Origin of the sequence: Deinococcus aestuarii (assembly GCF_018863415.1) — a bacterium.
Lineage (GTDB): Bacteria > Deinococcota > Deinococci > Deinococcales > Deinococcaceae > Deinococcus > Deinococcus aestuarii.
The window spans coordinates 73,181-85,653 of record NZ_JAHKSN010000013.1 but is presented as its reverse complement, the minus strand read 5'-3'; the positions used below and the strand labels follow the sequence as shown (position 1 = coordinate 85,653).

Sequence of the window (12,473 nt, the reverse complement as noted above, 5' to 3'; positions counted from 1 at the left end):
CACCCCATGAAGGTGCTCCCCTGAATTTGGCCTGGATCAGCCGTTGGTCTCGGCCTGCTCGTTGCCCTCCTGCCCGGTCTCCCCGGCCTCGTTCTCGCTGTCGGCGGCCTCCTGGTGCAGCACCTTGCCGTTGCCGGCATCGACCACGACCTCCGTCTGGCCGATCACCACGGCGTACACCAGGCTGCCGTCCTCGTCCTCGAGCTTGACGCTGGTGACCGTGCCGGGCACGGCGGCCTGGGCGGCCTGGCTGGCCTGCTGCGGGGTGATCTTGGCGAGGGTGCGGAGCTGCGCCTCCTCCTGGGCGTCGGGCGTTTCCACGCCCGGCTGCTCGGCGGGAAGCTGGATGCTGCCCCGGTAGGCCGGGGTCTCGTTCTGCTCGTTGCCCTCGGCGCCCTCGTTCTGGCTGCCGGTCTGGGCCTGGGCCACCGTCGTGCGGACGGCCGGGGTGCTCTGCGCGAAGGCGTACCCGGCGAGCGGCACGGCGACGGCGGCGGAGGTGGCGAGGGCGAGCAGGACGGTGCGGGTGTTCTTGTTCATCAGGGATTCTCCTTGGGTTTCTGGCCGGGCACGGTGCCTCGACCTGGGCAGAGTGTGCCGGAGGACGGTAAAAACCGCGTATAACGCGGTAAAGGTCTGGTATAGCGCCGCGCCAATCCGGCTATACCCGGATTTAACGACCGGTCCGTACCCTGGAGTCATGCCCCGCGTCCTGCCCCTGCTGCTGATCACGGCCGCCCTGACCCCGACGGTCCTGGCCCAACCGGCGCCCGCTCGGCCCGCCCCCATCCCGCAGGTCACGTCCCCCGGCGCGGTGCAGCCCACGGCGCCCGGCACCCGGGCGGCGCCGGTCATTCCCACCCTGCGCCTGACTCCGGCCATCCCGGAGGTGCGCCGGGTGGAGGTGCTGGGCAACGGCTTTCTCCGCGTCGCCCACGCGCTGGTGTTGTTGCCGGACCGGGAGGCCACCGGGCGGCGCGCGCTCGACCTCGCCACCGAGAGCGTGCTGCGGACCTTCCGCGCCGCGCCCGGCCTGGGCGAGGTGGACGTGAGCGTCTACCGCGCCCAGGGGTATTGGGGCTTCGGCGGCCCGCTCCCCCTGCTGACCCTCTCGGTGCCGCGCGACCGGTTGCCGACCTTCCGGGCCGAGATTGCAGACGGCCGCTACGACCGGCTCTGGACCAACCCCGGCACGACCCCTCCCGAGCCCGAACTCACGCCCAGCGAGGAACTCGAACGCCTCCCGGTGTTCTTCGGCACCCAGGCCGAGCTGCTGCGCCAGCGCCTCGACCAGCTCCTGTCCCAGACACGCGGAGGGGTGCGGGGCGGGCTGCTGTACAAGGGGGACCCCACGAGGCGCCAGGTGGCCCTCACCTTCGACGATGTGCCCCACCCGATGTACTTCCCGCTGGTGCTCGACCTCCTGCGCCGGGACGGGGCGCGGGCCACCTTCTTCGTGATCGGCCGCAATGCCGAGGCCTACCCGTATTTCATCCGCGACCTCGTGGCGGGCGGACACGAACTCGGCAACCACACCTACCACCACGTGCGGCTGCCGGGGCTCACCGACGCGCAGATCACCCGGGAATTGCAGACCACCAACGACCTGCTCACGCGCCTGACCGGCCAGCCGGTGCGGTACTTCCGGCCCCCGGGCGGGCAATACAGCGCCCGTGTCCTGAACGTCGCCCGGGGGCTGGGCCTCACCACCGTGTTCTGGACGGACGACCCGGGCGACTTCGCCAACCCCGGGGTGGAGACGGTCGAGGCCCGCTTCGCGCGCAACCTGCGGCCCGGCGGCATCATCCTGCTGCACGACAACGCGCCGGACGGTTTGGCCGCCCTGCCCGACCTGCTGAAGGTCGCGCGGGAGAAGGGCTACCGGGTGGACACCGCGGGCGCCCTCGCGCGATGAGGCGTCTGCCCACCGCCCGGGCTGGACGGGCACCGTGAACCTGCGCCTCTGGCTGGCCTCGCTCGATCCCACCCTACTCAACGCGGCCACCTTCGGGCTCCTGACCCTGGAGGGCGCGGGCGTCCCGGGCGTGCCCGGGGTCATCCCGATGCTGGCGCAGTCGGCGATGATCGACGCGGGCCGCACGACGCTTGAGGCCGCGCTCTTCTGGGGCGTCCTCGGCAACTGGGGCGGCAGCCTGCTGGGCTACGCCGCCGGTCGCTGGGGCGGTCACCGCCTCCCGGCGCGCTGGACCCGTTCTCTGCAAGGGGAACGGACACAGGCCCTGCTCGACCGGTGGGGCGCCGGGGTCATCATCCTGAGCCGCACGGTCGGCTCGCTCCGGACGCCCATCACCCTCGGGGCGGGAGCGGCCCGGTACCCCTTCCCACGCTTCGTCCTGTTCAGCTTTCTCGGGGCCCTGCTGCACGTCGGTGTCTGGCAGGTGGTGCTGTGGCGCTTTGGCGCGGCTCTCCTCCCCCGGCTGGAACGGGTGGGGGCCGAGGTGGCCGCGGGGCTGGCCGTGGCCCTGGTGCTGGGGCTCGGCTGGTTGTGGGTGAGGAGACGGCAGCGGAGGGGGTTCGGCGGCATGAGCGGCCCGGTCTCCTGAGAATTCAACACCTCCGACCGCTTCAACCGGTCGAGGCCTCCAGCGAAATCAGTCTCCCGCGTGGGCCAGCGGGGGAAGCGGCTCACAGGTGGCGAGCGAGCGCGAGGTGCTCGACCGGACGGCCCAGCCACGGGGTCCACAAGGGGGTGACGCGGGCCGCCACCTCCTCGAAGCCGCATTTGTGGTACAGGATGAGCGCGGCTGCATTCTCGCGCGTGGTGCTGAGCTGAACGCCGGGCACTCCCGCCGCCTCGAGTGCGCGAAGGTGCGCTTCGAGCAGCCGCCGACCCAACCCGGAGCCCCGTGCGGCGGGGAGCAGGTTGAGATGCAGGTGGGCGGGGTAGACGTCCCACGGCGCGTGTGGCGAGGGAAAGCGCAGCGCCCGCAGCAGGTAGGGGCCGGCGGCCAGCGGCCGGGTGTACCGGCCGCCCAGCCACCGGGGAAGGACCCGGCGCAGGACGACGGTCCTCAGCGCGCGCCTGTACACGTTCGGGGCAGACGCTCCCAGCACGTAGCCGACCACCTGGCCGCCGACCTCCGCGACGAGACTCGCCGGCCCCGTCTCTTCCAGGTAGGGCCGCACCCACAGGTCGGCGAAGAGGGCCGGGTCCGGGAAGTAGCGTTCGGCGCTCTCGCCGAAAAACCCGGTCAGGTACGCCACGCGGCCGACGGCAGCCTGGTCGGTCGGGGTGGCCGGACGGAGGCGTGGAAGGTCAGGCATACGAAAAGGAGAGCATAGGGCGACTGGGGAAGGTTCCGCACCTCGCCGGAGCACTCGAGGGCGGTGGCGCCTCCCTTCGCAGCACCCGGCAACGGGCCCGGCGAGGAGACGTCCTGCCGGGCCGCCTCCCGAACCCTCTTCGGATCGGTCCGGCGGAGCACCCCGGTTCCTCCCGGTCGGTGCCGCAGCGCCCGTCGGATGCCGTGGAGTTCGGCACGCTATACCGGTCCTCAACCTTCTCGGGCGAGGCTGAGGGCATGAAGACCAAAGGTGTGTGGTGGGCCGGGCTGACCGTCACCGTGTCGGCTGCCCTGGGAATCTGGGGAGTCAACCGGGCGGAGGTGCCGTGGAACTTGAACAGCATCCACCTGCCCCCAGCCTCGGGAGTGATGTTTGCGGCCGCCCACCCCGTCACGGTGGCCATCCTGGACACGGGGATGTCGGAGCAGCCCCTCCTGGACGGGGTTCAGCGGGCGGGCTACGACTTCGTGACCAACCCCCGCAATGCCGGTGACGGCACGGGCCGGGACCCGAACCCTCTCGCGTCCAGAGGCGGGGCAGGCGGCCACGGCACCGCCGTCGCCGGCATCGTCCACAGCGTCAACCCGCAGGCCCGCCTGGTTCACGTGCGGGTGATCGGCCGGGCGAACATGACCACCCTGGCGGACGCGCGGGACGGCCTGCGCTGGGCGGCCGGGCTGGACGTGCCGGGCGCACCTCGCAATCCTTTCCCCGCACGCGTCATCAACGCGTCGTTCTCGCTGAACACCGTGCCGCACACCGGGTGCGCGCCGGCGATGCAGCGTGCCGTGGACGAGGTGCTCGCCCGGGGCACCGTGATCGTGGCTTCCGCGGGCAACCTGCACATCCCGGCGGCCCGCAACACCCCGGCGGGGTGCCGGGGCGTCATCGCGGTGGCCGCGACCGACGACCGAGGACGGCGCACCTCCTATTCCAACTGGGGGTCGGCGGTGGCCCTGGCGGCGCCGGGCGGCACGGCCCGGGAGGGGGTCGACGTGCTGCGCCCGGGGGGCGGCGAGAGCGAACTCACCGGCACCAGCTTCGCCGCACCCCTGGTCGCGGGCGCGGCCAGCCTGCTGCTCGCCGAGCGGCCCACCCTCAGCCCGGCCGCCGTGACCCGCCTCCTGGAGCAGACTGCCCAGCCGTTCGCGGGTGGGCAGTGCGACGCCGTGAGCCCGCACTCCTGTGGGTCGGGCATCCTCGACGTGGGTGCCGCCGTGCAGGCGGCCAGGAGTTGGCCTGCCCTGGCCTCGCTGGCGCCCCGCCGCTAACGAGGTGGGCCGTCGCAGCGTTCGCTCTCAGGCGGCGGACCTGAGTCTCCCTCAGGGGGTGGGCTCCCCCAGCGCCCAGGGCGGCCGACCTGCCCTCGCTATACCTCGACTTGACCCACGTGGGATACGGTCACCCCATGCGATGCCCTGCCCACGCGAACGCCCTGTCCCTGAAGCCGCAAGGAGCTGCCCTGGCGCGGGCCCTTTTCCTGACCCTGTTGACGCTCGCCGCGCTCCTGACGGCCTGCACGTCCCCTCGGGCAAGCGGTGGACGTGAACCGGTTCGGCTCAGCCTGGCTGCGGCCAGGGGGTGGACGGTGGAAGCGGACGGACGGGCCACCCGGGCCATCCCCGACGCCCAGGGGGCGGCTAGACTCGTCGTGCCGGAGCGTTGCCGGCGGGCGAACTGCCCGCTGGTGATCGTCTCGCACGGGCGGGGCGGACAGGCCCTGGACGGAATCACCCACCCGCCCTTCGACACCCTGGTGGACGCCATCGACGTGCAGGGGTACGTGCTGCTGCTGAGCAACGACGGCGGTCAGGAGACCTGGGGCAGCCCCGGGGCGCTGGCGTACATCCGCCGGGTGTACCGGGCCGCCCGGCCGCACTTCCAGGGAGACGGCCGGATCTACACCCTCGGCATCTCGATGGGCGGCCTGCCCGCCACCCTCACGGCGTACCGGCAGACGCTGGGCGTGAAGGTCCGGGCCACCGCCATCGTCGCGGGGCGGGTCAACCTGAGCGACGCGGTGCGCACCTCGGTCAGGCGCGCGGCCAGCGTCCGGCGGGCGTACGGCGCGGCCAGCCTGGCGGGGCATGACCCCGTGAACGACTTCGCCACCTTCCCGGGTCGCTGGACGCCGCTCCTCACCGTCGTCAGCCCTCAGGACACGGCGGTGCGGAGCGCCGCCAACGGGGTGCGGCTGGCTCATCTGGCCCGCGGCGCGGGCGCCTCCGTCCGGGTGATCCAGGTGCAGGGACCGCATCTGTCGCGGGGCTACATGAATGCGGACATCGGGCGTCAGATCGCCCTGTTCTTCAAGGCTCACCCCTGACCCGTCAGGGCGGGCGGCTCATCTGGTCCTCTGGCCTGCGTCCGCCCGCCGGCGGACCAGCCCCACTCCTCCTTCGGCCCCGTCGGGACGAACAAAGGCCACCCGGCACACGGCGGCGTGTGCCGGGTGGCCTCCATGTCGGCGACCAGCCTGACCAGGGCGCCTCCTCCACGCCCGCCGCCAGCACAGACATGGACCGGGGGATGTCCTCCCCGTCCTCCCCTGGCGGAGGCCTCAGGGCAGGTGAAAATGGGCGAGTCGCGCGGCGAGGACGCGGCGGGGGCCGAACGTCTCCAGCCGCAAGAGGCCCACGGCGACCGCCGCTCCCAGACATGGCCCGACGACGTACACCCACTGCCCTTGCCAGACCCCCGCGACGACGGCGGGCCCCAGACTCCGCGCCGGGTTGGCGCTCGTGCCCGTGAGCGGCGCCTCGACCAGCACGAGGACGCTGAACAGCGCGGGCAGCGCCAGGGGCGTGAGGTGGCAAAGCCGCGGGTGGCTGGCGAGCGTGAAGATCAGCCCCACCAGCGCGCAGGTCACGCCCGCCTCGGCCAGCACGGCGACGCCGGGAGAGACGCCCGGCCCGGGCAGCGTCACCCCGTACTCTACGCTGCGTCCCAGTTCTCCCCAGAGGCGCAGGGGCAGCGCGCCGAGCACGGCCCCCGCGAGCTGCGCGAGCACGTACCCCGCCGCGTCCCGTCCCGCCAGCTTGCCCTCCAGCCAGAAGGCCAGCGTCACCGCCGGATTGAGGTGCGCCCCGCTCACCCTGCCGACCGGGGACAGGGCGAGCAGCGCCCCCACCGACCCGAACAGGGCGCCCGTCAGAAACCGCCGCTCACCCACCCCCGGCAGCCACGCGGTCACCGGACTGCCCGTCCCGAACATCACGATCACGATGGACAGTCCCACCCCCACCAGCAGCGCCGTGCCGACGAGTTCGGCGAGGTACAGCCGGGGATGCAAGCGGCCCGGCGGAAAGGGCGCGCCGTGCAGCGGGCGGTCGGGGGGAGGAGTCACGTCGGGCGTTCTCGCTCCTGGGTCGACGACCGCGAACTTGGCCGGGGCCATCCTGTCTCCCTTCCCCTGAGAGGACTCTCGGAGTGGTTTGCACGGAGCCGGAAGAGGGAGTCCGCAGGCCCTTCCAGCCCGCCGTCCTCCCTCAGAGGTGGTCGAGCCGCCCGCCATCCACCACCAGCCCGGTGCCCTGGATAAAGGCCGCGTCGTCGGAGGCGAGGAAGGCGATGGCCGCCGCGAGGTCCTGCGCCCGGCCCACGTCCGCCGGGTTGATCTTCTCCACGCCGCTCTTCACGTTGGGGTTGTCCCACAGCATCGGGGTGTCCACCGCCCCCGGCAGCACGGCGTTCACCCGAATGCCCCGGGGCTTGCCCTCGATGGCCGCGCTTCGGGTGAGGGACAGCAGGGCCGCCTTGGCCGCCGCGTAGGGGGCGACGAGCGGCTCGGTCTCGCGCGCGTGGATGCTGGAGATATTCACGATTGAGCCGCCGGGCTTCATGTGCAAGAAGCCCTGCTGGATGAAGAGAAAGGCCCCCAGCAGATCGACCGCCAGCACCCGCGTCCAGTCCTCCACGGTCAGGTCGGTGAGCGGTTTGAAGGTCATCAGGCCCGCGTTGTTCACAATGACGTCGAGGGTGCCGAAGTGGGCGAGGGTCTGCGCCACGCACCCCTGCACCTGATCGGGCTTCGACACGTCGCAGGGCACCCCCAGGGCGTCCGGCGCCCCGACGGCCTTGACCTCCCCGGCCGCCTTCTGCGCTTGGTCGCCGTGCAGGTCGGCGATCACGACGCGGGCGCCCTCCTGCGCGAAGCGGGTGGCGGTGGCGAGGCCGATGCCGCTCGCGGCCCCGGTCACGATCACGGTCTTGTTCTCGAAACGGCTCATTTTTCGTCTCCTCCCGGGTTGGGGACGCCCCGTTTGGCCGACGCCACGCGGGAACGGCGCTCACGCTCGCGGGCGCCGCTTTCCACCCGGCGCAGCACGCCCTGCTGCTGCTGGCTGGGCGGAAAGATCGGCAGGGACAGCACGACGCTCTGGGTGGGGAGCACGTCCCGCCACTGGGCGATCAGTTCCTGATAGGCAGTTCCCACCGGGCGGATGTTGCGGTCCAGGTCGTACAGCCCCAGCGGGTTGACCCGCCCGTTGTTCTCGCGCAGGGCGGTGTCCCAGTCCACCTGGTCGGTCAGCGAGTACCAGGTGAAGCCCACGATGGGCAACCCGTCGTTGCGCACCCGCAGCACGTTGGCCCACTCCTTGCGCAGCCAGCGCACCGCCTCGTCGCCTTGCGGACCCTGGGCGAGATTCGTCTCGGTGTGCATCACCGGCAGGCCGTAGCGGGCGTAGTACTGGCCCGTGATCACCGAGTAGCCGTACATCTCGCCCGCCCACTCGGTGCTTCCGTCAGGGTGAACGAGATGCTCGTTCGTCGCGTAGTAGTCGTTGCCCATGATGCAGTGGTGCTTGAGGTTTTCGTCCAGGAAAAAGTGATACTCGTCGCGCGTCATGCCGTGGTCGAGCAGGTACTCGTACATCTGGGAGGAGACCCGGTGCCCGTAGTTGAGGTCGAGCGACAGAAAGCGGACCTCGTTCATGAGTTCAGCGGGGGCGATGGCGGCCGGATTCTCGGCGTGGAAATACTCCGTGGACTCGCTCTGGATGAAGATGGCGTCGGCGCGCACTTCCAAGATGGCCTGCATGGCGAGGACGTTCGCCTTGACAATATGCCCCAGGGCCGTCACGAAGGCGGTGTCCGTCGTCATCTGTTCGTTCCACCAGCCGTACTTGGCGGAGAACAGCGCGCAGATGTACATCTCGTTGACGGGCGTGTAGAGCTGCACCCAGGGATAGCGCAGGGCAAAGGCACGGGCGTAGCGCGCGAACTGCGCCGGGAAGTCGGGGTTCTGGAAGTTGCCGATCCAGTCCGGCACCCCGAAGTGGCACAGGTCGGTGATGGGGGTGAGGTCCCGGCGCCTTAGCTCGGCGTAGGTCTCGTCGGCGAAGCTCCAGTCGTACCGGTCAGGTCCCAGCCAGGTCCTGTGAATGGGCGGGCCGTAACGCAGGTACGAGATACCGAGGTCCTGCACGAGGTCGAAGTCTTTTTTCCAGAAATCGTAGTGGCGGCACTTCTCCAGCTCGTCCATGCGGACCCGGCCGCCCTGGATGGTGGGGTACGAGTTTTCGATGCCGGTCGCGAACATGAAGTAGATCAAGCGGATTGTTCTCCTTTCAGGGTGTGCCCACCCAGGGGCCGTCTGCGTCTGCGCCGAGCCCGACTCCGGTGACGGCGGGTTCACGGGAGCCTGGCTCTTCAAAAACCGCCGATGAGCCCTCGCTCCTCCGGCAGCGGTTCCGTGCTGAGCAGTTCGTTCTGCCGCACGAAGGCGCGCATGAAGCGTCCCGTCACCCGCGTCTGCGTCCCGTAAGCGTCCACGGCCGCCCGTTTGCGTGCCACCTGGGCGGGGGTCAGGTCCGCCCGGGTCCACGGCAACCCCTTGGCCAGCGGCGGGAGGGTCAGCGCCAGTTCCGGGTGCAGGCCCTTGGGCAGCGGCCACTCCAGGCCGCCGTGCACCACCCAGTACCGCACCCTCGCTTCCTGGCCCCGCGCGCTCAGCAGCCGCATGGCGAGGTAGGAGAGGGTGCGGTGGTCGGCATGGAAGTCCTGCGGCGCGGGGGCGAGCACCAGGTCCGGTTGCACCCGGCCCAGCACCCGCGTCAGGTCGGCCTCCAGCGCCCGTCCGGTGTACGGCGCGCCGGGCGTCAGGGCCCCCTGCACGTACACGGCCCCCGACCCGGTGCGCGGCGCGGTGTAGGGTTCCGCGTAATGGGTGGTGAAAAGCCGGAAGAGCCCGCCGTCGGGATACCCGAGCATGAAGGTCCGCCCCGGGGGCACGCCCAGCAAGGCCACGGCCCGCCGGGCCTCGGCCGCCCGGGTGTTGCCCAGGGCGCGCATGTCCTGGCCGCTGGGGTCAGCCACGCGCCGGGTCAGCGCTGCGTCCAGCTCGAACCCGTCCCCGGCGGTGGCCCAGGCGACGAACACCTGCGCCCCGGCCGCCTGGGCCTGCTGAATCAGCCCCGCGCAGCACAGCGTCTCGTCGTCCGGATGCGGCGAGAGGACCAGCACCCGCTGACCGGGGCGGAAGGGGGCCGTGGGCGGCAGGGCCGCGACGCGGTCGGCCCCCGCGTCGAACACCCGCCCCACCGCGGGCAGGTTGATCCAGGCCGCCAGGCCAGCCGCGCCGAGAACCGCCGTGGTGATCAGGACGTGCCGTCTTCGCATAGGGGTCACCTCAGGATGTTCACGGCGCGGCTGGCGACCAGCACCACGGTCAGCATCGACGTGACGGCCTGGAACGTCATCAGCAGCTTGGCACGCCGCGTGAGGGGGAGGGTGTCGGTGGGGCTGAAGGCGGCGGCGTTGGTGAACGCCACGAACAGGTAGTCGACGTACTCGGGCCGCCACCCGGCCGGGGCCAGGCCCGCCGTCCCCGCCTGGGGAAAGAGGAAGTCCGGGAAGGTCCCCGGGTGGGTTCTCCGCAGAGCGCCACCCCGGTCGAGTTCCCAGTACCACAGCGAGAAGACCAGCACGTTCGTGACCCACAGGTTCAGCGCGTCCGCCAGCAGCGCCCGGCCTGTCGCGCCGCTGCCCCCCAGCAGGTCCCCCACCAGCAGGCCAAGCGACATGAGGTTGGCGAGGTGCAGCAGCCCGGTGAGGCCCAGGGCGAGCGGGCGGGTCACGCGGCTGAGGGCCAGGTTGAGCTGCCCGTGCAGGTGGAGGTGCCGCCGCTGGCGACCCCGCAGGACGCTCAGCGGCAGCAGCATCAGCACCTCGACCGCCGGGAGCAGCCAGTTCGGCCCGGCGGTCAGGTGCTCGCCCAGCAGCAGGTTCAGCCCCAGCACGCTCAGGATGGCGAGCCGGGCGGGCCACAGCGACTCGGGGGCAGGAGCGGCGGTCACGCGCACGCCACAGGCCAGCCGCGGCGAACCGGGAAAGCCCCCAGGGCCACGAGCCGTTCGCGTACCCGCAGGGACAGGCTCCAGCCTACCGGACGTGAGCGCCCGAACCTCACGTGACCGCCCCCAGCCTGTACCCGGCGCAGCGGGAGGTCTCGATGATCGGCGGCACGGTCTTGCGGCGGATGGCGCGAACGTGCACGTCAATCACCCTGGGCTGAACTCCGACCTTCCCGACCCAGACGCCCGCGATGATCTCGGCACGGGTAAAGGTGCGGCCCGGATGACGGGCCAGCAGTTCGAGCAGGGCGAACTCCCGGCGGGTCAGCGCCGCCCGGAGACCGTCACGGGACAGCTCTCTGGTCCCCAGATCGAGCACGAACCCAACCGGCAGCCGCCACGTCTGGGACTGCCGGTCCGACGGGGGCAGCGGGGAGCGCCATTCCCGGAAGACGGAAGACTGGACCGGACCGGAGTGATCCTCCACTGCCAGGGCGCCGTTCCAGTCCTCGGCCCGCGAGAGGGCCGAGAGGGCAGGTGGGTTGACCTCCGCCGTCCTCAGGTCCGACCCGTCTGGGAACGCTCTGCTGGCCCGGAACTCGTCGTCAGGTTGGAGTGGCTTCATGCACGCCCCGCGTTCTGCGGCAGGAGCCGCCCGCGCAGAATCTGGTACGTGCCCAGCACCCACACCAGCGAGGTGAGGCCGCCAGCCAGCACGTCGGTGGGGTAATGCACGCCCAGCACGACCCGGGAGAGGGCCATCAGGGCGTAGTACGTGACGCCCAGCACCAGGGCAGGCCAGCGCAGACGGGTGTGCCACAGCAGGATCACCACCAGAACGGCGAGCGCCGCCGCGACGGTGCTGTGCCCGCTCGGAAACGAGGCGCCCGTCTCCGTTACCAGGCGCGGCCACAGCTCGGGGCGGGGCCGCTGGAAGAGGCGCTTCATGATCGCCTGCACGCCCGCCGCGCCGCCCAGGGCCAGCAGGGCGAACAGCGCCTGGGGCCGGTGGCGGGTGAACCAGAGGGCGAGCGGGAGCAGCACGATCACCGCGCCCATCACCACCGGGCCCCCGAAATAGTTCATGAAGACGCTGAAGGCGGTCAGCGCCCCGCCCACGTGCCCGTGCAGCCAGAGCATCGCGGGCGTCTCGAAGGCGAAGCGCTGCCTTTCCAGCACGTCCTCGCCGATCAATCCCAGCACGATCAGGGGCAGCAGGACGCCGAGAAACAAGCGCAGTAGGGTGGCCGGCTGCGCGCGCCTCGCCAGGTCGGTCAGGGAACCCGTCATGGTCGCAGCATGGGGCAGGGCGGTATAGGAACGGTATAGCGGCGGTATACGGGGGAACTGGGGCGGTGCACGGGCGACCGGGCCTCCCCACGTCACCGCCCCAGGTTCGCCAGCGTCAGGGCGCTCACCGTGAGCAAGGGTCGCCACCCAGCCGAGCACCTTCAAACCTGGAGACAGCACGAATTCTCCCAGCACCCGGCGGCTTGAGGTCAGCGGCATCACCGCCATTACCGGGACGCTCGCCACCCCGTTGACGACTGCCACAAGGAACAGCGCGCGGACGGGGTCGACTGGCGTGAAGGTCGGCCCCACTTCGAGCAGGGCCGAGGCACTCGGCACGAGATGGAAGCCCCGGGCCTCCAGGGGGTTTTGGGCCAGCGCAGCGCCTCGCCCACCGCGAAGGCGGCCGGGCCCGCGAGCACCGGCAGGGCGAGCAGGCCCGTCCCGACGGACCCAAGCGCAAACAGCGCGAAGGCGAAGCGCCCGCGACGGGCCGGAGCGCCTCCACTTCGCGCGGGACCCTCTGGGCCGGGTCGAATGCCTTTCGGTCCGCGACGTCGGCACCCCGGGCGGCTTGAGGAG

Annotated in this window: 13 protein-coding genes; 4 read left to right on the top strand and 9 right to left on the bottom strand. The window is 71.5% G+C overall.

What is annotated here, in order from left to right; all coding sequences use genetic code 11:
- Positions 1-36 precede the first annotated feature (36 nt).
- Positions 37-540, bottom strand: coding sequence for a PepSY domain-containing protein (locus IC605_RS15640; protein WP_216326191.1), 504 nt, complete (start codon positions 538-540; stop codon positions 37-39).
- A 160-nt stretch (positions 541-700) separates the two neighbouring features.
- Here IC605_RS15640 and IC605_RS15635 point away from each other — a divergent pair, with 160 nt between their 5' ends.
- Positions 701-1,915, top strand: coding sequence for a polysaccharide deacetylase family protein (locus tag IC605_RS15635; protein WP_216326188.1), 1,215 nt, complete (start codon positions 701-703; stop codon positions 1,913-1,915).
- A 34-nt stretch (positions 1,916-1,949) separates the two neighbouring features.
- Positions 1,950-2,564, top strand: a complete 615-nt coding sequence (locus tag IC605_RS25155; RefSeq protein ID WP_216326185.1) for a DedA family protein — start codon at positions 1,950-1,952, stop codon at positions 2,562-2,564.
- 82 nt (positions 2,565-2,646) lie between these two features.
- Here the strand turns inward: IC605_RS25155 and IC605_RS15625 are convergent, their stop codons facing one another.
- Positions 2,647-3,285, bottom strand: a complete 639-nt coding sequence (locus IC605_RS15625; protein ID WP_216326174.1) for a GNAT family N-acetyltransferase — start codon at positions 3,283-3,285, stop codon at positions 2,647-2,649.
- 257 nt (positions 3,286-3,542) lie between these two features.
- Here IC605_RS15625 and IC605_RS15620 point away from each other — a divergent pair, with 257 nt between their 5' ends.
- Entirely contained in the window at positions 3,543-4,577 is a 1,035-nt protein-coding gene (locus IC605_RS15620; protein ID WP_216326171.1) for a S8 family serine peptidase, read from the top strand.
- A 317-nt stretch (positions 4,578-4,894) separates the two neighbouring features.
- Positions 4,895-5,632, top strand: coding sequence for an alpha/beta hydrolase family protein (locus IC605_RS15615; RefSeq protein WP_216326168.1), 738 nt, complete (start codon positions 4,895-4,897; stop codon positions 5,630-5,632).
- A 234-nt stretch (positions 5,633-5,866) separates the two neighbouring features.
- Here IC605_RS15615 and IC605_RS15610 read toward each other — a convergent pair whose 3' ends face one another.
- The 7 genes from IC605_RS15610 to IC605_RS15580 all read right to left on the bottom strand — a co-directional run bounded on the left by IC605_RS15610 (position 5,867) and on the right by IC605_RS15580 (position 11,891).
- On the bottom strand, positions 5,867-6,703 hold the full coding sequence (locus IC605_RS15610) for an MIP/aquaporin family protein (protein ID WP_216326165.1): 837 nt from the start codon (positions 6,701-6,703) through the stop codon (positions 5,867-5,869).
- Positions 6,704-6,794: 91 nt separating this feature from the next.
- Positions 6,795-7,535 (bottom strand): SDR family NAD(P)-dependent oxidoreductase, encoded by a 741-nt coding sequence (locus IC605_RS15605; protein ID WP_216326162.1) that lies wholly within the window; start codon positions 7,533-7,535, stop codon positions 6,795-6,797.
- A complete protein-coding gene (locus tag IC605_RS15600) occupies positions 7,532-8,860 on the bottom strand; it encodes a glycoside hydrolase family 1 protein (RefSeq protein WP_216326159.1) in 1,329 nt (442 codons plus the stop codon). The genes IC605_RS15605 and IC605_RS15600 overlap by 4 nt, the downstream gene beginning before the upstream one ends.
- A 98-nt stretch (positions 8,861-8,958) precedes the next feature.
- Positions 8,959-9,927: a PIG-L deacetylase family protein gene (locus IC605_RS15595; RefSeq protein WP_216326156.1), complete on the bottom strand. Its 969-nt coding sequence runs from the start codon at positions 9,925-9,927 to the stop codon at positions 8,959-8,961.
- 5 nt (positions 9,928-9,932) lie between these two features.
- A complete protein-coding gene (locus IC605_RS15590; protein ID WP_216326153.1) occupies positions 9,933-10,604 on the bottom strand; it encodes a hypothetical protein in 672 nt (223 codons plus the stop codon).
- Between the two features lie 109 nt (positions 10,605-10,713).
- On the bottom strand, positions 10,714-11,226 hold the full coding sequence (locus IC605_RS15585; RefSeq protein ID WP_216326151.1) for a winged helix-turn-helix domain-containing protein: 513 nt from the start codon (positions 11,224-11,226) through the stop codon (positions 10,714-10,716).
- Positions 11,223-11,891 carry a phosphatase PAP2 family protein gene (locus IC605_RS15580; RefSeq protein ID WP_216326148.1) on the bottom strand — a complete coding sequence of 223 codons (669 nt, stop codon included), beginning with the start codon at positions 11,889-11,891 and terminating at the stop codon, positions 11,223-11,225. Before IC605_RS15580 ends, IC605_RS15585 begins: the two co-directional genes overlap by 4 nt.
- Positions 11,892-12,473 lie beyond the last annotated feature (582 nt).